The 20110-nt window shown below is 68.9% G+C and carries 15 protein-coding genes and 1 tRNA gene; 7 read left to right on the top strand and 9 right to left on the bottom strand.

The annotated features are described in order from the left end of the window. Nucleotides 1-44: 44 nt before the first annotated feature. A complete protein-coding gene (locus tag DEJ30_RS12330; RefSeq protein WP_110861821.1) occupies nt 45-755 on the bottom strand; it encodes an SGNH/GDSL hydrolase family protein in 711 nt (236 codons plus the stop codon). Between the two features lie 245 nt (nt 756-1000). Here DEJ30_RS12330 and DEJ30_RS12325 point away from each other — a divergent pair, with 245 nt between their 5' ends. After that, nucleotides 1001-1555 (top strand): SGNH/GDSL hydrolase family protein, encoded by a 555-nt coding sequence (locus DEJ30_RS12325; protein WP_181420129.1) that lies wholly within the window; start codon nt 1001-1003, stop codon nt 1553-1555. 22 nt (nt 1556-1577) lie between these two features. Here the strand turns inward: DEJ30_RS12325 and DEJ30_RS12320 are convergent. Together DEJ30_RS12320 and DEJ30_RS17890 are read right to left on the bottom strand one after the other, a co-directional pair. Then, nucleotides 1578-1650: transfer RNA gene (locus DEJ30_RS12320), tRNA-Lys, on the bottom strand. Between the two features lie 54 nt (nt 1651-1704). Continuing rightward, nucleotides 1705-1866, bottom strand: a complete 162-nt coding sequence (locus tag DEJ30_RS17890; RefSeq protein WP_138801981.1) for a DUF2207 domain-containing protein — start codon at nt 1864-1866, stop codon at nt 1705-1707. 127 nt (nt 1867-1993) lie between these two features. On the opposite strand from DEJ30_RS17890, the gene DEJ30_RS12315 reads away from it, so the two are divergent. The 3 genes from DEJ30_RS12315 (at nt 1994) to DEJ30_RS12305 (ending at nt 4631) form a co-directional block, all read left to right on the top strand. Continuing rightward, nucleotides 1994-2623: a hypothetical protein gene (locus DEJ30_RS12315; RefSeq protein WP_027466634.1), complete on the top strand. Its 630-nt coding sequence runs from the start codon at nt 1994-1996 to the stop codon at nt 2621-2623. A 536-nt stretch (nt 2624-3159) separates the two neighbouring features. Further along, nucleotides 3160-3759 carry an ECF RNA polymerase sigma factor SigK gene (gene sigK, locus DEJ30_RS12310; RefSeq protein ID WP_110861817.1) on the top strand — a complete coding sequence of 200 codons (600 nt, stop codon included), beginning with the start codon at nt 3160-3162 and terminating at the stop codon, nt 3757-3759. After that, the gene (locus DEJ30_RS12305; protein WP_110861815.1) at nt 3756-4631 is read left to right on the top strand and encodes an anti-sigma factor domain-containing protein; all 876 of its coding nucleotides are present in this window, start codon (nt 3756-3758) and stop codon (nt 4629-4631) included. The genes sigK and DEJ30_RS12305 overlap by 4 nt, the downstream gene beginning before the upstream one ends. 189 nt (nt 4632-4820) lie before the next feature. Here the strand turns inward: DEJ30_RS12305 and pstB are convergent, their stop codons facing one another. The 6 genes from pstB to DEJ30_RS12275 form a co-directional block, all read right to left on the bottom strand. After that, nucleotides 4821-5600 carry a phosphate ABC transporter ATP-binding protein PstB gene (gene pstB / locus DEJ30_RS12300; RefSeq protein ID WP_027466631.1) on the bottom strand — a complete coding sequence of 260 codons (780 nt, stop codon included), beginning with the start codon at nt 5598-5600 and terminating at the stop codon, nt 4821-4823. Between the two features lie 50 nt (nt 5601-5650). After that, nucleotides 5651-6736 (bottom strand): phosphate ABC transporter permease PstA, encoded by a 1086-nt coding sequence (pstA, locus tag DEJ30_RS12295; RefSeq protein WP_110861813.1) that lies wholly within the window; start codon nt 6734-6736, stop codon nt 5651-5653. A gap of 13 nt (nt 6737-6749) precedes the next feature. Beyond that, complete coding sequence (gene pstC / locus DEJ30_RS12290; RefSeq protein ID WP_110861811.1) at nt 6750-7700, bottom strand: phosphate ABC transporter permease subunit PstC; 951 nt, start codon at nt 7698-7700, stop codon at nt 6750-6752. 228 nt (nt 7701-7928) lie between these two features. Then, complete coding sequence (locus tag DEJ30_RS12285; protein ID WP_110861809.1) at nt 7929-9035, bottom strand: phosphate ABC transporter substrate-binding protein PstS; 1107 nt, start codon at nt 9033-9035, stop codon at nt 7929-7931. A 404-nt stretch (nt 9036-9439) separates the two neighbouring features. After that, nucleotides 9440-10387: an NUDIX domain-containing protein gene (locus DEJ30_RS12280; protein ID WP_110861807.1), complete on the bottom strand. Its 948-nt coding sequence runs from the start codon at nt 10385-10387 to the stop codon at nt 9440-9442. Further along, nucleotides 10384-12549, bottom strand: a complete 2166-nt coding sequence (locus tag DEJ30_RS12275; protein WP_110861805.1) for an RNA degradosome polyphosphate kinase — start codon at nt 12547-12549, stop codon at nt 10384-10386. The genes DEJ30_RS12280 and DEJ30_RS12275 overlap by 4 nt, the downstream gene beginning before the upstream one ends. A gap of 207 nt (nt 12550-12756) precedes the next feature. Here DEJ30_RS12275 and DEJ30_RS12270 point away from each other — a divergent pair, with 207 nt between their 5' ends. From DEJ30_RS12270 to DEJ30_RS17885, 3 genes are all read left to right on the top strand, one after another. Then, a complete protein-coding gene (locus tag DEJ30_RS12270) occupies nt 12757-13038 on the top strand; it encodes a hypothetical protein (protein WP_027466625.1) in 282 nt (93 codons plus the stop codon). A gap of 117 nt (nt 13039-13155) precedes the next feature. Beyond that, the gene (locus DEJ30_RS12265) at nt 13156-18483 is read left to right on the top strand and encodes a DUF6531 domain-containing protein (protein WP_110861803.1); all 5328 of its coding nucleotides are present in this window, start codon (nt 13156-13158) and stop codon (nt 18481-18483) included. A gap of 43 nt (nt 18484-18526) precedes the next feature. Then, the gene (locus DEJ30_RS17885) at nt 18527-18958 is read left to right on the top strand and encodes a hypothetical protein (RefSeq protein ID WP_146238583.1); all 432 of its coding nucleotides are present in this window, start codon (nt 18527-18529) and stop codon (nt 18956-18958) included. Nucleotides 18959-20110 lie beyond the last annotated feature (1152 nt).

Here is a 20110-nt window from a genome sequence, read left to right as displayed (position 1 = left end):
GACTTGTACCCCGGTGCCGCCGCCCACGGTGCCCGGTCACGTCGTCAGGAGCAGCGTTCGCTCGGCGCGGCCCTGGTGAGTTCTTCGAGCGCCCCGTCGATCCTGTCGGCCAGGTAGCGGTACCCGTCGTCGTTGAGGTGCTGCCCGTCGCCCGCCGCGTAGCTCGCACTGTTGCTCGACGTGAACCACTGCCGGTCGATCGCGTCGATGAACGGCACCCGGGCGTCTCGTGCGCCGGCGGCGACCGCCGCCGAGATGGCGACGGTGGTCTTCGCGCGGGGCTGCGGTGCCGAGGGGCCGATCGCGACCACGACCGCGTCCGGCCACTGTCGCTCCGCGGTCCGCAGGGTCTGCTCGACGCGGGTCTCGAGGGTCGTGGCATCGACGAGCCAGTCGTTCTGGCTGCCCTGCACGATGACCAGCTCGGGGTCGAGGGACGCATGCCGCTCGATCCGCGCGATGTAGGTCCGTGCGGAGGAGTGCGACCTCCCGGTGTTCACGTAGCCGCTCCCGGGCACGCCGTCGATGGTGGCGTCCCAGCCGCGTTCCGCGACGAGGTCCTGCGCCCAACCGTGCATGCCGTCGTACGAGCCACGCCCGGCCGTGTACGAGTCGCCGACGATGAGCACGTCCGAGCCGGTGGCGATCGCCGACGCCGCCTCGCTCGCCGACACGGTCGGTGCTCCCGGCTCCGGCTGGCACGCGTCGGACACCGCCGGGAGCATGACGAGGAACCCGGCGACGCCGAGGCTCATCGCGCCGAGGGCGACAGCCGGTAACAGGCGTCGCCTCCGGCGTCGTCGTCTGAGCAGCAGCGAACGGGGACCGTCCGGCCATCCGCCGTCGGTTCGTCGGGCCACGGCCGGGATTCTACGCGGCCCGATCCGCACCGCGGCTGACCGGTGAGGAGTGTCCGCGAACACCACTGGCGGCACGCGGAGCGCTGTACTGGGCGTGGTTGGCTGGACACCCGCGACCGAAACCGACCCTGGGAGCTCCCGTGACGACCGTCACCTATGCCGGCGACAGCATCACGAACCCCGAGAACTCGTTCTCCTGGACCAGGTTCCTGACCGGGACCGATCTGCGGCTCGTCAGCGGTGTCGGCATCAGCGGCGCGACGTCGGCGGCGGTGCGGAACGCCGTGGCCACCGTTGACGCTGACGTCCTCGTCGTCATGGTGGGGACCAACGACATCCGCCTCGGCGTGGGTCGGTCGACCATCCGCGACAACATCGCCGCGATCGTCGAGGTCGTCGGCGCCGACCACGTCGTCATCGGGCAGGTCGCACCGTCCAACCTCACCGACCACGGCGCCGACCACATCGACCGTGCCGCCGGCGGGTTCGCCCACAACCGCGACCTCGCCCGGTTCACCACCGATCGGGGGTGGCTGCTCGTCGACCCCTGGTTCCCGGTCCGGCGCCTCGACGGCACCTACGCGTCCGGTGCGGCTGACGCCGACGGCGTCCACCCGACGGTCGCGACCGGCACCACCGCCGGGGCCATCCTGTCCACCGCCATCCGCATCGCCGCCGGTGGGGCGTCTGCCTGACACGCCGGGGTTCAGGAGGGTGTGGGCCCCGTGGGGCTCGAACCCACGACCCTCGGATTAAAAGTCCGGTGCTCTACCAACTGAGCTAGAGGCCCTCACCCGCAAGGCTAGCGGGTGAGGGCCTGAAGGAGCGGAACCGTCGGTCCGGGTCAGCCCCGACGTCCGGTGAGCGAGCGCAGCAGCCACGCGATGACCGCGATGACCAGCAGCACGATGCCCACCCAGAGCAGGAACTTCAGGCTCGCGGCGAACCCGCCGACGAACAGCAGGATGACTGCGATCACAGCCAGGATGATGAGCAGGGCGTTCATGGATGATCCTCTCCTTCACGTGCAGGGAGGAGCGCCTCCCTGCCGCAACACGGTACGCGTGGCGCAGCCGTTGCGTTCTGGGCGAACGGGACGCGGGCGTGTCACCGGCCGCGCCTACACTGCTGCGGTGCCTCGCGATCACCACCGTCCCGTCCACTTCACCGACGCCGAGTTCGCCGCCATCCAGGGCGGTGAGGACCCGGCGCTGGTGAACCGTGTCGCGCACGAGACCGCGAACGCCCTGCTGCACCGGGTGCGCGAGGACCCGGACCCCGCCGTGGTCGAGCGGCTCGTCACCTACACCGACGTGCACGGCATCGACGCCATCGCGGAGCTGTGGGCACGGGTCGGGGCGCACACCCTGCCGGGGGCGCTCTGGCGGGTGTACCTGGTGCGCATCGTCATCCGGCAGAACCCGGAGGAGATCGCGTACCTGTTCGAGCGGGGCACCGCGCAGATCGGCACGATCGACCAGGCGGTCGCGGGCGCCGAGGAACCGACGGGCCCGGCCGAGATCCTGACGCTCGCCGACCGCATCCTGCACGGCCTGTACACCGGCGACCTCGCGGTGGCGCTCGACCGCGGGGCGTCGTTCTGCCGTCTGACCGCTGCCGGCGCGACCGCCGTGGCGGACGAGTCGGACCTGGTCGCGTCCGAGCGCGCGAGCGAACTCACGACGCGGGCGCTCCGCCTGACGGAGCTGGCGGCCGATCTGACCGAGGCGGCGGCGCTCTGGCGCCGCGACAGCCTGGACTGAGCGCGCTGCGGGACGGACCCGCACCGGGCCTCCAGGCCAGGGCCGCACAGCAGCGCGATGACGCACCAGGCCAGGGCCGCACAGCAGAAGACCGGAACGCACCCGGGCATGGAAAGACCGGGCCGCAGAAGCGCCTCTCGGCGCGAGGCCGCTCGAAGCGGCGAATTTTGGAGCCCGGGGCTTGCTGCGGCCCGGCGAGGTCAAGTCTACGAGACGCTGGCTGATCACTCGACCCTGTTCACTCATGGTGGACAGAACCGGCCCCGGGCGTGCCAGCGCGCACCCCTGCGAAGGCACGCCGCGCCCGTCCCGCCGAGAAATCCCGACCCCCATCCAATCCACAGCGGGGACCGCGCCGAATCATCTGCGTGACGGACGGAATGCCCGTCACGAAGCGAGAGGCCCGGTGTGACCCGGACCGGCACCGCCGGTCAATTCCCTGTGGGTCACGCCGGCCCCTCGTCTCGACCGCCCATGCGGAGGCTTCGCGCTACCCGCCTGGTCAACGAAAGCAACCGAGAGGAGGGAAACCTGCAATGCTTGCCCTCGTGGATAGCGACCCCGAACGCTGGAGCTCGTCAGAGCCAGCTCAGGCATCGCCGGACGACCTCCTCGCCCGGGTCGCCGCCGGTGACCAAGCCGCCTTCGCGGACCTCTACGACGCACTCTCCGGTCGGGTCCTCGGTCTGATCACGCGCCTCCTCCGGGACCGCGCGCAGTCGGAAGAGGTCACGCAGGAGGTCTTCCTGGAGGTCTGGCAGCAGGCCACCCGCTTCGACCGGAAGCGCGGCACCGCCGCCAGCTGGGTCCTCACCATGGCTCATCGCCGGGCGGTCGACCGGGTCCGTGCCTCGCAGTCGTCGCACGACCGCGACACCAAGATCGGCATCCGCGACCTCGAGGCCGGTTTCGACCAGGTCTCCGAGTCCGTCGAGATCCGCATCGAGCACGAGCGCGTCGGCCGAGCGCTGGCGAAGCTCACCGAGTTCCAGCGGCAGGCCGTGCAACTCGCGTACTACGGCGGCTACTCGCACAGCGAGATGGCCGAACACCTCGGTGTCCCCATCGGCACCGTCAAGACCCGTCTCCGTGACGGGATGATCCGACTCCGAGACGAGATGGGGGTGACCTCATGACCGAACGCCACGACGACCCCGCACTGATGACGGGTTCCCACGCCCTCGACGCGCTGTCCGACGACGAGCGCGCGCTCCTCGAGGACGCCCTCCGGACGTCTCCCGAGCTGCAGGCCGAGAACGACTCGCTGCGCGAGACCGCGCTGCAGCTCGCCTACGCCGTCGCACCGATCGAGCCCCCCGCGTCGCTCAAGGCGTCGCTGCTGGCCCAGATCGCCACGACCCCCCAGGCCGCACCCCTCGCCGACACGACGGTCGACCAGACCCCGGTCGCCGAGACCACCTCCGTCCAGGAGGCCCGTCCCGAGCCCGCCAGGCACGTCGCCTCGATCGCCGACGGCCCCACCGCCGGTGGCCGGGCGTCGTCCGAAGCTCGCCGCCGCTGGTTCCAGCGTCCTGCAGTCATGCTGACGGCCGCCGCTGCTGTCGCCGCGGTCTTCTTCGGCGGACTCGGCGTCGGATCGATCTTCGACCCGAACGGCTCCGGCACCGGCACCACGCAGGCCTCGAGCGGCCTCGACCGCATCTACGCCGCCTCGGACTTCCAGCGCACCACGACCAAGGTCGCGGGCGGGGGTTCGGCGACGGTGGTGTGGTCGAACGACCTCGGCAAGTCCGCGGTGATCCTCGACGGCGTCGAGCAGGCGCCGAAGGGCAAGACGTACGAGCTCTGGTACATCGGCTCCGAGGAGCAGGGCGGCACGATCAAGTCGGCCGGCCTGGTCGACGGTGTGGCCGACGGTGTGCACTCCGCCGTGCTGCAGGGCTCGATGTCCGAGGGCGCGACGATCGGCATGACGGTCGAGCCCGAGGGCGGTTCCGAGCAGCCGACCACCTCGCCGATCATGGCGGTGCCCACCACCACCGCCTGACCCACTTCCGGAAGGTGCCTGTGCAGTCGATGCGCAGGCACCTTTCGTCGTTCCACGAGTCGATCGACGGGTGTCCGGTCGCGACACGCGTGCACGGGGCCGGGCGCAACCACGAAGGCCCGGTGCGCGTCCGTGGCGGACGTGCACCGGGCCTCCAGGCAGTCCGTCAGCGCGACGGACGGATGCCGATCAACCGAAGCGGCCCGAGACGTAGTCCTCGGTGGCCTGCACGGACGGGTTCGAGAACATCGTCGCGGTGTCGTCGAACTCGATGAGCTTGCCGGGAGCGCCGGTACCGGCGATGTTGAAGAACGCCGTCTTGTCGCTGACACGCGACGCCTGCTGCATGTTGTGGGTCACGATCACGATCGTGAACTCCTTCTTGAGCTCCTCGATCAGGTCCTCGATGGCGAGGGTCGAGATCGGGTCGAGGGCCGAGCAGGGCTCGTCCATCAGGAGCACGTCCGGCTCCACCGCGATCGCGCGGGCGATGCAGAGACGCTGCTGCTGCCCACCGGACAGGCCCATGCCGGGCTTGTCGAGGCGGTCCTTGACCTCGTTCCACAGGTTCGCGCCCTGCAGCGAGCGCTCGACGATGTCGTCGGCCTCGGAGCGGGAGACGCGCTTGTTGTTGAGCTTCACGCCCGCGAGCACGTTGTCGCGGATCGACATCGTGGGGAACGGGTTCGGACGCTGGAAGACCATGCCGACCTGACGACGGACGAGCACGGGGTCGACGCCGGCGCCGTACAGGTCGTCGCCGTCGATCTTGACCGAGCCCTCGACCCATGCGCCGGGGATGACCTCGTGCATGCGATTCAGGGTGCGGAGGAAGGTGGACTTGCCGCAGCCCGACGGGCCGATGAAGGCCGTGACGGTGCGGGGCTCGATGGTGATGTCGACGCCCTCGACCGCCTTGAACTTCGAGTAGTAGACGTTGAGGCCGTCGACCTCGATGCGCTTGGACACGTTGATCCTTCTGGGTGGGTGGTGTCGCTGGTTCCGCGGGGGGCGGAGGGTCAGCGGCTGAGCTTGGGGGCGAAGAGGCGGGTGATGAACCGGGCGAGCAGGTTGAGCAGCATCACGATCAGGATGAGCACGAGGGCCGCGGTCCAGGCCCGGTCGACGAACGGCACCGGGTTGGCGCCCTGCTGCGAGTACTGCGTGTACGCGTACACCGGCAGGGTCATCATCGGGTCACGGAACAGGTTGTAGTTCATGCTCGCGGTGAAGCCGGCCGTGACGAGCAGCGGGGCGGTCTCACCGATGACGCGGGCGATCGAGAGCATGACGCCGGTGGTGATGCCGGCGAGGCTGGTGGGGAGCACCACCTTGAGGATCGTGAGGTACTTCGGCACACCGAGGGCGTACGAGGCCTCGCGGAGTTCCATCGGGACGATCTTCAGCACCTCTTCGGTGGAGCGCACGACGATCGGGATCATCAGCACCGACAGGGCGACGGAGCCGACCAGGCCGAAGCGGGCACCCGGGCCGAGGAACAGCGCGAAGAGCGCGTAGGCGAACAGGCCCGCGACGATCGACGGGATGCCCGTCATGACGTCGACGAAGAACGTGATGCCCTTCGCCAGTGCGCCGCGACCGTACTCGACCAGGTAGATCGAGGTGAGCAGGCCGATCGGCACCGAGATGAGCGCCGCGAACAGCGTGATCTCGAGCGTGCCGATGAGGGCGTGGACAGCGCCGCCACCCTCGGAGATGACCCCGCGCATCGAGTACGAGAAGAAGTTCGCGTCGAAGCGGGCGATGCCCTTGGCGATGACCGTCCAGAGCAACGACACCAGCGGCAGGACCGCGATGACGAACGCCGTGATGACGAGCGAGGTGACCAGGCGGTCGACCGCCTTGCGGCCGCCCTCGACGATGCGCGAGATGACGACGATGAGGACGTCGAACAGGACCGTGCCGAGGAAGATCGCGGCGACGACGTTGAAGTCCTCGACGGCGCCACCCGCGTTGAGCAGGGCGAAGACCAGGACGAGGGCGACCCAGCTGCCGACCAGCAGCAGCCACGGGACGGAGGCGTGCAGCTTGCCGTTGGCGTAGACGTTGCCGGCGGTGCCGGTCTGACGGAGCGCGAGGGACATCGGGTGCGACCTCTCAGCTGACTCGGCTGCGGACGATGTACCGCGCGAGCATGTTGATGACCAGGGTGATGACGAAGAGGATCAGACCCGACGCGATGAGCGCGTTGAGTGCCGTGCCCGAGGCCTCGGCGAACTGCAGGGCGATGTTCGCGGCGATCGTCGAGGGGTTCTGCGACGTCAGCATCTGGAACGTGACGTTCGTCGAGACCGACAGCACCAGCGCGATCGCCATCGTCTCGCCGAGTGCGCGACCGAGGCCGAGCATGATCGCGGAGACGATGCCGGACTTCGCGAACGGCAGGACCGACAGGCGGATCATCTCCCAGCGGGTCGCGCCGAGGGCCAGGGCCGCTTCCTCGTTGAGGGTCGGGGCCTGCAGGAAGATCTCACGCATGACCGCGGTCATGATCGGGATAGCCATGACGGCGAGGACGATCGACGCCGTCAGGATCGTGCGGCCGGTGCCGGACACCTGGCCGGAGAACAGCGGGAACCAGCCGAGGTACTCGTTGAGGAACACGTAGAACGGCTTCACCAGGGGCGCCAGCACGGCGATGCCCCAGAGGCCGTAGACGACCGACGGCACCGCGGCCAGCAGGTCGATCACGTAGCCGAGGACCGGCGCGAGTCGACGCGGCGCGAAGTGCGAGATGAAGAGGGCGATCCCGAGGGACAGCGGCACGGCGATCACGAGCGCGATGAGCGCGGACCAGACGGTGCCGAAGACCAGGGGGCCGACGAAGTCCCAGAAGTTCGTGGCCTTGCCCGGCAGCTCTCCGACCTTGGCGGAGAAGGCCGGGATGCTCTGCCAGACGAGGAACGCGGCGACGAGCACGAGCACGAAGAGGATGAGGCCGCCGGCGATGACCGAGGCGGCGGAGAAGACGCGGTCGCCGACACGGACGACGGCCTTCGGCTTGATCGGGGTGACGGTGGCCCCTGGCTGGGCCGGTGCGGTCGTCATGGGGTACTCCTGTCGGAGGAACGCCGGGGGAGGCGACGGGTTCTGGGGGTGGTGGTGGTGCGGTGTCCGGGCCGTGGGCCTGGACGGGGGCCCGTCCGTGTGGGGTCCTGGACGGGGGCGCGTCCGGGTGGGTTCCTGGACGGGGGCCGTCCGTGTGGGGTCCTGGACGGCTGAGTGCCCGGACGCCGGTCAGGTGGGTGGGACCGGCGTCCGGGCGCTCAGGGGGCCTTACTTGATGGACGCGACCGCGTCCTTGGCCTTCGACGCGAGGTCGGAGGAGAGGGCGGCCGACTTGGCCTCCTTCGCAGCGGCGTCCTGAGCGGCGCTCGAGACGACGTAGTCGAGGTAGCCCTTCACGAGCTCGGCCTTGTCGGCCTCCTTGTACTCCTGGCACGCGATGGCGTAGGAGACGAGGACCAGCGGCCAGGCGCCGTCAGCGGTGTCCTTGCGGTCGATGTCGATCGCGAGGTCGTTGTCCTCGCGGCCGGTCGCGATCTCGGAGTCGGCGACGACCTGCGCGGCACCCTCGGCCGAGAGCTCGGTCGCCTTGTCGCCGACCATCAGCTTCGCGCGGTCGAGGTCGCCCGCACCGGAGTCGTCGATGTAGGTGATGGCGTTGGTGGCGCTGCCCATCGCGGAGGCGACACCGGAGGTGCCCTTCGCGCTGTCACCGACCGAGTACGGGAAGGTCTGGCTGGGCTCTTCGGTCCAGACGTCAGCGGCGTTCGCGGAGACGTACTCCGAGAAGTTCTGCGTGGTGCCCGAGTCGTCCGAGCGGTGCACGACCGTGATGTCGGCGTCCGGCAGCTTCGCGTCCTTGTTCAGGTCGGCGATCTGCGAGTCGTCCCACTTGGTGATCTTGCCCGAGAAGATGCCCGCGATGGTCTTCGCGTCGAGGGTCAGGTCACTGACGCCGTCGACCTTGTACGCGATCGCGATCGGGGAGATGTAGACGGGGATGTCGATGCCCTTGGTGTCCGCCTTGCAGGACTCGAAGGTGCCCGAGAGCTCCTCGTCCTTGAGCGCGGCGTCGGAGCCGGCGAAGTCCGCGGCACCTGACATGAAGTTCTCGCGGCCGGCGCCCGAGCCGTCCGGGGTGTAGTTGACCGTGACGCCCGAGGCCTCGTTCTGGAAACCGGCGGCCCAGGTGGCCTGCGCGGTCTGCTGTGCCGAGGAGCCGGAGCCGGTCAGGGTGCCGGAGAGGCTCGAGTAGTCGTTACCGCTGGTGGAGGAGGACTCGGTGCTGCCCGCGTCCTCGTTCGCCGCGCACGAGGAGAGCACGACTGCGCCGGCGATCGCGATTGCTGCGATCGAACCGATTCGCTTGATGTTCACAGGGGTCCCTTCGGGAATGGAATGCAGTGGGACCACTGCGGTCCCTGGGCCGGTGCCGACCCGGGAGCGACTGTAGGGACGCGAGGTGACCGCAATCACCCCCGTTGGTGAACGGGAGGTGAACGAGGGGTTGTCCACGTCGGGGCGGCGTGCGCCGCAACCGCGCAGGGAGCAGGATCGGGGGCACTGTGCGCTCGTTCGGAAGATGCGCACGCATGATCGCGGACGAGCGGTCGGGAGGCCCGGATCGCGTTCCCGGGCGCGGCGCGGCCCCGGCGTGTGGCCGGGTACCGGGCGCGTTGGCTGCGGTCCGGCGGCGCTGTGGCCCGGCGGCGCTGCGGTCCGCCGGCGCTGTGGCCCGGCGGCGCTGCGGTCCGCCGGCACTGTGGTCGGGCGGTGGCGGGCTACGCCGGGATCGTGTTGCGGTGCGTCTCAACCGCGACGAGCGTGTCTCCGGCGATGTGCATGACGGAGAAGTCCCCGACCGACAGCATCGCGGCGCGGCGCAGGTCGAACCGGCCGGACTCGTCGGCGGTCGCGGTGGCGATCCGGGCGATGATGTCGGGCAGCACCGGGCCGTGCGAGCACAACACGGCGGTCTTGCCCTTGTCGAGCCGGCGCCGGACGACGCCCTTGACGTCGGCAGCTCCGCGGTCGTGGGCGTCCTGGCTGAGGTCAGGGGTGCTCGAGACGCCGAGCTTCGTCGTGGCGGACAGTGGTTCGACGGTCGCGAGGCACCGCGCCGCCGTGCTGCTCACGATCTTCTTCGGGCCGAACGCCGCGACCGGCGCCGCGGCGGCCTTGGCCTGCGAGCGGCCGACGGGCAGCAGCGGACGGGTGGCGTCGGGACCGTCCCAGTCCGAGCCGGGCACCGTCTTCGCATGGCGCAGGGTGATCAGGGCGAACGTGCGGTGCTGTCCGGCGGCGGCACGCTCGGCGAACCGGTCGAGGATCGCGACGTCCCGCTCGTACGTCAAGCGTTTGCGGGCGTCGTCGATGGTGACCCACTCGAGCGCCGCGACCTCGTGGTTCGGCACGAAGGCGCCGGCGCGGGCGTACTCCTTGGCCGAGACCCGGGCCGCCCAGTAGTGCACGACCTTGTCGCGACCGTTCGGCAGCACGTACTCGGCGGTGCCGAGCGGTGCGCCGAGGTGGACGCGGTACCCGGTCTCCTCGTCGATCTCGCGCACGGCGGTCGTCGGGACGGCCTCGCCCGGGTCCACCTTGCCCTTGGGCAGGGAGACGTCCTTGTGGTGGTCACGGTGGATGAGCAGCACGAGGGGTGTGCCGTCCTGTTCGCGCCAGACGACCGCACCCGCAGCGACGACGGGGCCCGAGGGACCGCCGCTCACCGAGTCGAGCGCTTCCGGGCCGAGATCTTCCGCATGGTCACATTCTGCACGTCCTCGAGCGGACGGCCCGCATCGTCGGTGGAGTGCCGCGTCCACTCGCCGTCGGACTCCAGGTGCCACGAACTCGCGGTGTCCGCCATCGCGAGGTCGAACATCTCCTGCACCTCGGCGATGTGGTCGGGGGCGGTGAGCCGGACCAGTGCCTCGACACGACGGTCGAGGTTCCGGTGCATCATGTCGGCACTGCCGATGAACACCGCCGGGTCGCCGTCGTTGTGGAACGCGAATGCCCGCGAGTGCTCCAGGTAGCGGCCGACGATGCTGCGCACGCGGATGGTGTCGCTGACGCCTTCCATGCCGGGCTTGAGCGAGCAGATGCCACGCACCCACACGTCGATCGGCACCCCGGCCTGGCTCGCCAGGTAGAGCGCGTCGATGATCTGCTCGTCGACCATCGAGTTGACCTTGATCCGGATGCCCGAGGGCTTGCCCGCGCGGGCGTTCGCCGCCTCGGTCTGGATGCGCTTGAGCAGCCCCTTGCGCAGGTGGAGCGGTGCGACGAGCAGCCGCTTGAACTTCTTCTCGATGGCGTACCCGGACAGCTCGTTGAACAGGCGCGTGAGGTCCTTGCCCACGGTGTCGTCCGACGTGAACAGGCCCATGTCCTCGTAGATGCGCGAGGTCTTCGGGTTGTAGTTGCCCGTGCCGATGTGGCTGTAGTGCTTGAGCGTCCCGCCCTCTTGCCGGATGACGAGCACCAGCTTGGAGTGCGTCTTCAGCCCGACCAGGCCGTAGACGACGTGCACGCCGGCCTTCTCGAGCTTCCGGGCCCAGGTGATGTTGTTCTGCTCGTCGAAGCGGGCCTTGATCTCGACCAGGGCGAGGACCTGCTTGCCCGCGGCCGCGGCGTCGATGAGCGCCTCGACGATGGGACTGTCGCCGGAGGTGCGGTACAGGGTCTGCTTGATCGCCAGGACGTTCGGGTCGGCCGCGGCCTGCTCGAGGAACGCCTGCACGCTCGTGGCGAAGGACTCGTAGGGGTGGTGGACCAGGACGTCGTTCGCCTTGATCGCGCGGAACAGGTCGGGCTTCGTGTTCGGCTCACCCGGCTGGAACTGCACCGGGGTGGTCGGCACGTGCTTGGGGTAGTGCAGGTCCGGACGGTTGATCTTGGAGATCTCGAACAGCCCGCCGAGGTCGAGCGGCGAAGGCAGCCGGAAGACCTCTTCCTCGGTGATGTCGAGTTCACGCACGAGCAGGTCGAGGGTCACCGGGTCCATGTCCTCGGTGATCTCGAGGCGGATCGGCGGACCGAACCGGCGGCGCAGGAGCTCGCGCTCGAGGGCCTGGATGAGGTTCTCGGCCTCGTCCTCCTCGATCTCGACGTCCTCGTTGCGGGTGACCCGGAACACGTGGTGCTCGAGGACCTCCATCCCCGGGAACAGGTCGTCGAGGTGGTTCGCGATGAGGTCTTCGAGCGGGATGAAGCGCATCCGGCCGGAGTTGTCGTCGGGGAGCTTGATGAAGCGGGAGAAGTTCTGCGGCACCTTGAGGCGCGCGAACTCCTGGCGCTGCGACTTCGGGTTGCGGACCCGTACCGCCAGGTTGAGCGAGAGCCCGGAGATGTAGGGGAACGGGTGCGCCGGGTCGACGGCCAGGGGCATGAGCACCGGGAAGATCTGCTCGTTGAAGTACTCCCGCATCCGCTGCCGGTCGGCCTCGTCGAGGTCGGACCAGTGCTCGATGTGGATGCCCGCGGCGTCGAGGTCGGGCTTGAGCGACCCGATGAAGGCCTGGGCGTGCCGGTCCTGCAGCTCGTGGGCCTTCTTCGCGATGTCACGCAGGACGTCGCTGGGGGCACGGCCGACGTTGGTCGGGACGGCGATGCCGGTGTCGATGCGGCGCTTCAGGCCGGCGACGCGGACCATGAAGAACTCGTCGAGGTTGGACGCGAAGATCGCCAGGAAGTTCGCCCGCTCGAGCAGGGGCTGCGTGCGGTCTTCACCGAGCTCGAGCACGCGCTGGTTGAACCGCAGCCAGCTGAGCTCGCGGTCGAAGTAGCGGTCCGTCGGCAGTGACTCGTGCTCGATCTCGATGACTTCGTCGAAGTCGTCGAGGTCGGGTGCGACGGATTCGCCGTCGAGCTGCGGTTCGGTGTCCATCCCCACATCCTGCCACCAGGCCCCTCCCGCCGGAGGGGCCTCGGTGGACGCTGTGGAAACCGGCGGTGAACCGTTCGGATGTGGAGGAAGGGTCACGATATACCGACGGTGACATCTGCCCGGGTTTGTGGGTATGGTGGGCCGTGTCAGAGCCTCCGGGGGGATTCCACTGCGCGGGGGTGCAGCTACGAATGAAAGAGGTTCATCATGTCGCGTGTCCTTTCGACCGAGCAGGCCAAGACCGCCATCCGTCAGGTCCAGTCGATCATCAACGGTGGTTTCACCGACCAGATCTCCCAGCTCGACGCCCAGGGCCGGATCCTGTCCGACTCGAACGTCTGGGACGGCCCGCTCGCGGCGACGTTCCGCGGGTCCACCTGGCCGGAGACCAAGGCTGCTCTGGACAAGGCGAAGACCGAGCTCGAGCAGCTCCGCACGCAGCTCGACAAGATCTCGCAGGACATCTTCACCGCAGGTGGCGGCGCGTAAGCACCGGCCTGTTCCCGCCCGGACCGTCGCACTCGCGGCGGTCCGGGCGTTCGCGGTCGGTGGGGCCGCTTCACCAGCACGATCAGCAGGACCAGCACCGACCCTGGGGGGACGACCATGGCGAAGATCCACGCCAACACGGATCCGATCGAGTTCGACGATGCCACCGCGGATGCGCTGAAGAGCTCGCTGACCACGTCGGCTGACGCGATCAGCGGACAGAAGGCATCGAGGCAGTCGTACGTGACGACCGCCTCCCAGGAGTTCCGCGGGCACTTCTCGCAGCTCTTCACGCAGAACGCGGGGACGGCATCGAGCGATGCCACCAACATCGTCGACGCCCTCGAGACCATCGCCGGGTGGATCGACACCATGAAGGCCGCCGCCGCGGACGAGCGCGCGCGCCGCAAGACCGCCCGCGAGTGGCAGGAGCGCGAGGACGGCCGCAACGGCTTCCAGGACTTCCTCAACGACACGGTCCACTACGACCCGATGCCGACCGTCGAGAACGAACCGGCGCCGAAGTTCGACCCGCCGGCCGTGACGACGAAGCCGCGTGAGACCCCGAACCCCGGAGCCGGCGGTGGTGGTGGCGGCGGCACGTCGTCCGCCCGGCCCGCTGACCTCCGCTCGTTCGCGACCGGTTCCTCGACGCTGAACCGCGCCCTCGACGGCAAGCCCGGGGCGCTCCGCGGCAAGCTCGCCGACTTCGCCACGAAGTGCTCGTGGGCGCACATCGACGCCGGCAGCGTCGTGACGGCGTTCGAGCAGTGGATCGCGGCGAACGACCAGGACGTCACGTGGGCCAACACCGTCGCCGACGCCTTCGCGGCCGCCGGCGGCGAGGGCGAGGTCTCGACCGTCGCGGACTCCGGGCTCGCAGCCGCGCTCGCCGCGGCCGGCGTCTCGCAGACCCGCACCGATCTGCAGTTCGATCCACCATCGGCCTACGGCGCCCAGCCCACCACCGGCTTCTCGATGGACCCGGTGAACACCACGACGGGCAACTTCCTCGAGCCGGAGCTCGACCTGGCGTTCACCGGTGCATCTGCGGCGCTGCAGGTGACCCGCATGTACAACTCCCTCGACCAGCACGTCGGCCTCTTCGGTCCGGGGTGGGCGTCGATCCTCGAGACCCGCCTGCTCCTCGACGACGAGGGCGCGTCGTTCGTCGGCGCCGACGGTCGTCAGGTGCGCTTCCCACGTGACGGCGAGGGGTGGGCCCGTGGCGTCGGCGAGAACCGCTGGCTCGCGGCCGAGGGCGACCGGCTCGTCGTCCGCGACAACCAGGGTGAGCGCATCGACTTCTCGCCGTCCGGGTTGTGGCTCGGACAGCGCGGCGGGGCCGGCACCACGGTCCGCGTCGAGCGGGACGCCGACGACGTCGTCGTGCGCCTGCTGCACGAGCGCGGGCGCTCGATCGACATCGACCACATCGACGGCCGGGTGGCGGTGCTCCGCGCCTCCGACGGTCGCCGGGTCGAGTACGGGTACGACGAGCGCGGCCGACTCGTCTCGGTGACCGACGCCGTCGGCACCCGGACCTACGGCTGGAACGACGACGACCTCATCACGACGGTCACGAGTGCGGCCGGTGTCGTCGAGGTCGACAACACCTACGACGACCAGCGCCGCGTGGTCGAACAGATCAGCCCGCACGGCCGCTCCGTGCGCTTCGCGTACCTGCCTGGCCGCGTCACGGTGGTGTCCGACCACGACGGCTCGCGGTCGAACTCCTACATCGCCGACGCCAAGGGGCGTCTCGTCGGGGTCATCGACTCCGACGACCGACGCCAGTCCATGAGCTACGACCGGCACGGCAACCTGGTGTCGGCGACCGAGCGCGACGGGTCGGTGACCGTCCACGCGTACGACGACCGCGGCCGGAAGACCCGGACCGTCACGCCGTCCGGCGGCGACCTGACCTACGGGTACGACGACCAGGACCGCGTGACGACGGTCGTCACCGAGGCCGGTGCCGTCGTGAGCTACGAGTACGTGGGCGACGACCGCGACCCGTCGGTCATCGTCGACCCGGTCGGCGGCCGGACGGAGCTGACCTGGCAGGACGGCTCCCTCACCCATGTCGTCGACCCGACCGGCGTGGTCCTGACGCTTTCCTACGACGCGTTCGGTGAGCTCGTCTCGACCACCAACGCCGTCGGCGACACCGCTCGGATCGAGCGCGACGCGGCCGGTCACCCGGTCGCCGCGATCAGCCCCTCCGGCGCACGGAGCGAGTACCGCTACGACGCCGCCGGGCTCCTCGTCGAACGACGTGACGCCGACGGAGCCGTCTGGCGTTTCGAGTACGCCGCCGGAGCACGGATCGCTGCGATCACGGACCCGCTCGGAGCACGGACGACGCTCGAGTACGCCCCGAACGGCGAACTCGCGACCACGACCGACCCACTGGGTCGACGCGTTTCACGGACGTTCGACGACCAGGGGAACCTGGCGGAGCTCGCGTTGCCGGGCGGCGCGGTCTGGACGTTCGCGCACGACGCCTTGTCGCGCCTCCAGGCCGTCACCGACCCGGCCGGCGCGACCTGGCGTCGCGAGTACGACGTCGTCGGCGAGCTGAGGGCGACCGTCGACCCGACGGGCGTCCGTCAGGAATTCTCGGACGACGTCGCGACCGGCGTCGCGACGCTGCGCGACGCCTTCGACACCGCGACCGTCCGGTTCGACGAGTACGGCCGACCCGTCGAGTCCACGTCTGACGAGACCGGTTCCGAACTCATCACCTACGACGCCGCCGGTCGCCCCGTCGAACTCGTCGACGGCGAAGGCGGACTGACCCGACTCGAGCGCGACCTCGCCGGTCGCGTCGTCGCGTTGGTCGCCCCCTCGGGCGCGCGCTCCACGTACGAGTACGACGCCTGCGGGCGTCCCGCCGCAGCCACCGACGCCGCGGGGGCGCGGACGACGCTCACCTACGACGCGGACTCCCGTGTCGTGGCCCGGACCCTGCCCACCGGCGAGGTCGAGGAGATCACGTACGACGCAGTCGGGCGCGCGGTCACGCAGACGACTCCGGGTTCCGGCACCGCGCGGTTCCGCTACGACCAGGCCGGGAGGCTCGTCTCCAGCCACGACGCACGCTTCGGCCGTCGTCGGTTCCGCTACGACGCCGCCGGGCAGCTGATCCAGGTCGTCAACGGTCTCGACGGGGTCACCTCGTTCGAGTACGACGAGCGCGGGCGCCTGGTGACGATCACCGACCCTGCCGGCGGGACCACTCGACGGGAGTACGACGCCGTCGACCGCGTGGTCGCCGTCACCGATCCGCTCGGGCGGACCACCATGGCGGCCTACGACCCGGCCGGGCGCCAGATCCGGCAGACGGATCCCGACGGCCGCACCACCGAGTGGACGTACGACGCAGCCGGCCGCCAGCAGGCCGTGCTCGTCGACGGTGCGGTGCAGTCGGAGATCACCCGCGACACCGTCCACCGAACTGTCGTCGTGTCGGACCACACCCGTGGTGCAGGCCGGACGATCGAGCACGAGCTGCAGCACGACCGCCGTGGCCTGCTCGTCCGCCGAGCCCGCGGCGACCAGTCCGTCGCGTGGGAGTACGACGCTGACGGCAACCGCACCACTCGGGTCGACCCGAACGGCACCCGAACCACCTACCGTCGCGACGCCGTCGGCCGCGTCGTCGGTGTGGACCGTGACGGCACCGCTGCCGGCGCGTTCTCCTACGACGCCTCGGGTCGTATCGTCCAGGCGGCCACGGGCGACCTGGTGCAGTCGTGGTCGTACGAGGGAGGCACCCTCGTCGCGCACACCTCGACCACGCTCGACGGTGCCACCAGCACGCGGATCGAGCGCGATGCCGACGCGCGGATCACCGCGGTCGACGGACCGTCCGGAGCGGTGTCGTACGAGTACGACGCCGCCGGGCAGCTCGTGCGCGCCGGGGACTCGACGTGGGCCTACGACGACGGTGGGCGACTCGTCGCCGAGACCGTCGGTGGTGTCGAGACGCGCCACGACTACGACGCTGCCGGACAGCTGGTCGCGACGATCACCGAGGCCGGCCGGACCGAGTACGTCCACGACGGTCTCGGCCGACGCATCCGGCGGACCGCAGCCGATGGTTCGACCACCGAGTACGCGTGGTCCGACCTGGGGTACCTCGCTGCCGTCGTCGACCGCGACGCCTCGTACGCCGAGGCCGGTCGGCTGGACGTCTGGGTCGACGCGCTCGGTGAGCTCGCCGAGGTGGGCGGGGTCGCCGCTTGGTGGGACTCCGCCGCGGTCGTGCCGTCGCTCATCAGCATCGCCGACACGTCGCTGCTCGACCTGCCGGGGGGTGTCACCGCGATCGGCGATGCCGTGACGCAGCCCGCCTGGCGCAGTGCTCGCGCGACCGATGCTGCGGACCCGTGGGCTGCGCTCGCTGCCGTCACCGACGTCGGGCTGCCCGCGGGGGTGTCCCTGACCGGCTCGGGTGGGGTGTCCGTCGCAGGGCTGGAGTGGCTCGGCGCCCGTGTGTACGACCCTGCGGCGCGGGGCTTCCTGTCGGTCGATCCGCTCGCGCCGATCCTGGGTGCCGCGTGGTCGGGGAACCCGTACTCGTACGCGGGCAACGATCCGTTGCAGGCCGTCGACCCGCTCGGGCTGCGGCCGGCGACCGATGCCGACATGCAGGCGTACCGGGATGCCAACCAGGGGTTCATCGTAGGAGCCGGCAAATGGATCGGTGAGCACAAACAGGCGCTCCTGGCGACGGCGATGATTGTCGGGGCTGTGGCCCTCATGTTCGTTCCAGGAGTGAACATCGCAGTGATGGCCGCCGCTGCGGCTGGGTCGGGTGCGCTCATGGCCGGGGGGATCTCGATCATTCAGCAGGGGCCGGACACGGGAAACGTCGACTGGGGGAAAGTTGGGATCCAGATGGTGATCGGCGGCGCGGCTGGGTTGGTCGGCGGTGGTGCTGCTGGCACGATCGCCAAGTACGGAACGCAGGCGACCCGTGCTGCCCTCCCTACAATTCAGAACATCGGCAATTCAGGCGTTCAGAACGTGGCGCGGGCCGCCGTGGGTTCGATGGGACAGCGAGCGGTCTCGGGAGGGCTGCAGCAAGCAAGTTCGAACACGCTTGACTACGGCATAAACGGCGAAAACCGCAACCTGGGTGGCTATGTGCACGCATTCGGTAGCGGCTTCGCCACGGGTGCAGGCGGGAGCGTCTTCGCTGGCAAGCTGGCAGGCGAACTTCGGCTGCCCCTGGTGAACGCGCAGGGCGTCGCCTCTCGAGCCGCCGGGCTCGTCAACGAGAGCACGGACCTCGTGGCCAACCACGTTGTCGGAGCGGGACAGTCCGTGGTCAACGAAGTCGTGCGACCCAACGGTGACCGCGGGGCAGACTTGCTCCCGGACGCTATGGGAGGATTCATCTCCGGAGCGAAAGGTCCACGTTGGGTTGGACACTGAGAGGGTGTGCTCGATGAATGACCGTAGAACCGCGCGAGCTACCGTGAACGATTCGGATCATGCGAGCCGTGGGGGTTACTCGAGATCGCGCTGGATTCGTTTTTTCTCGGCCCTTGGCGTATTGATCTTTATTATCCTTGCCGTGTTCGTGGGACCGGCGTGGTTGAACGCTTACGACGCGGCGAACCACACCTGGATAACCTGCGAAGTGAAGTCCGCTCATGCAGAGACTGGTAGTAACGTGAGTCGAACGGGGATTGGTGGTTCGCGTGCAGAGGTTGAAATAAGTACGAAGGGCTGCGGGTCGCTTCTGCTGCGCCAAGGCATCACTCAAGCGAACTCAAAGCGGGTTGCGACCGCGCTGGAAGAGAGCGGCAAGGTTGAGATTGAGGTGGGCTCGGGGTCCTACGCTATTCGCTCGGTTCTTGGCGTGATCAATCGCCTGCCTACCGCCTACGGCTTCCGCTCTGCGTAGTGTCATCGCATTGAGCGAGCCGACCGCCGCATCGAAGCCCCGAAGAAGGGGAATCGAAGGGCCTGGATCATCCTGGCCGTCTGGGCTTTCGGCGTCGTGGTGTCGCTAGTAGTGCTGCTGGTATGGCCATATTGGATGAGCGCGTACGACGAAACGCACCGGAAGACCATGCCGTGCAGCGTCTCCAGCGCAGAGGTCTACGCCGGGTCCACGGTGAGCCGTACTGGTTTGGGGGTGCCGTTCTCCTACCTGAAGGTAGACACACAAGATCGCCGACACGTCGCTGCTCGACCTGCCGGGGGGTGTCACCGGCACCATCGTGAACCAATGGCCGCTTTCCTAGGAGTGCTGTTGAGTAAGTCAATTGAAAGAATTGAGCAGCTCGTCCCTCTGCTTCTCAGCATGCAAGAGGTGGACTACGCCAGGGCGTTCCAGCAGGATGTGATCGCCATCCGCAGCGGAGACAAGGCCCGAAGAGTCAGGGCACTGGCGGACGTCGAAGGAATGCTTCGCGAGGGGTCGGGTACGCTAGCCGATCGTTATATCACTTGTGACGATGGTTCCCCAGATGTCGAGCGATCCCGATTGTTTCGTCATCTAGTGGTCAGGGTCAGATCCGAGGCAGCGATCCGACGGAGGCTGCGACTCTGAAGTGAGTGAAAAAAGACGAGAAGTACAAGGTTGCCTGCCGACGAGTCGTTGAGGCTTGCAACCGCGCAGTTCACCGGCAGGAAGTGACGGCTGGAGTCGGTCACTTCGTGGGCGGCTTGCGGGACGGCGTGAACGAATGAATGCGGCTCGGAGGCAACGGGCCTGTGCGAGGAGCTGCCAACGGGCTGTTGTCTGAAGCAGAAGGTCAGACGCACTCGACGCCGAGGCGCGTAGCAGGGTCGACGGAAAAGGGGCAGTGATTGGAACAAGAAGCTCGGGGTGCTGATGCTCTGCGGAGGAAACGAAAAAGGGGAAATATTCTCGTTTTCTTCGTTCTCGGTCTTGCGGTTTTCGTCACGATCGGCATCGTCGGTGGCGGGCAGCTGTTTGAAGCGTATGACAGATCGCACCAGATCGAGGAGACTTGCGAAGTTCAGAAGGCTGAGGCCTCATCAGGTGGCTCGACTTCCTCGAGGGGTGTCGGGACCCTATTCGATCAGG

It is taken from the genome of Curtobacterium sp. MCPF17_003 (assembly GCF_003224385.1).
Taxonomy (GTDB): Bacteria; Actinomycetota; Actinomycetes; order Actinomycetales; family Microbacteriaceae; genus Curtobacterium; species Curtobacterium flaccumfaciens.
This window is presented reverse-complemented; position numbering and strand designations above follow the sequence as displayed.

What these genes read in the sequence shown, in the direction of transcription:
- sigK (WP_110861817.1), top strand. Translation starts at nt 3,160, where the DNA reads ATGCTTGCCCTCGTGGATAGCGACCCCGAACGCTGGAGCTCGTCAGAG.
- DEJ30_RS17890 (WP_138801981.1), bottom strand. Translation starts at nt 1,866, where the DNA reads ATGAACGCCCTGCTCATCATCCTGGCTGTGATCGCAGTCATCCTGCTG.
- DEJ30_RS12265 (WP_110861803.1), top strand. Translation starts at nt 13,156, where the DNA reads ATGGCGAAGATCCACGCCAACACGGATCCGATCGAGTTCGACGATGCC.
- DEJ30_RS12330 (WP_110861821.1), bottom strand. Translation starts at nt 755, where the DNA reads ATGAGCCTCGGCGTCGCCGGGTTCCTCGTCATGCTCCCGGCGGTGTCC.
- DEJ30_RS12275 (WP_110861805.1), bottom strand. Translation starts at nt 12,549, where the DNA reads ATGGACACCGAACCGCAGCTCGACGGCGAATCCGTCGCACCCGACCTC.
- pstA (WP_110861813.1), bottom strand. Translation starts at nt 6,736, where the DNA reads ATGTCCCTCGCGCTCCGTCAGACCGGCACCGCCGGCAACGTCTACGCC.
- DEJ30_RS12270 (WP_027466625.1), top strand. Translation starts at nt 12,757, where the DNA reads ATGTCGCGTGTCCTTTCGACCGAGCAGGCCAAGACCGCCATCCGTCAG.
- DEJ30_RS12305 (WP_110861815.1), top strand. Translation starts at nt 3,756, where the DNA reads ATGACCGAACGCCACGACGACCCCGCACTGATGACGGGTTCCCACGCC.
- pstC (WP_110861811.1), bottom strand. Translation starts at nt 7,700, where the DNA reads ATGACGACCGCACCGGCCCAGCCAGGGGCCACCGTCACCCCGATCAAG.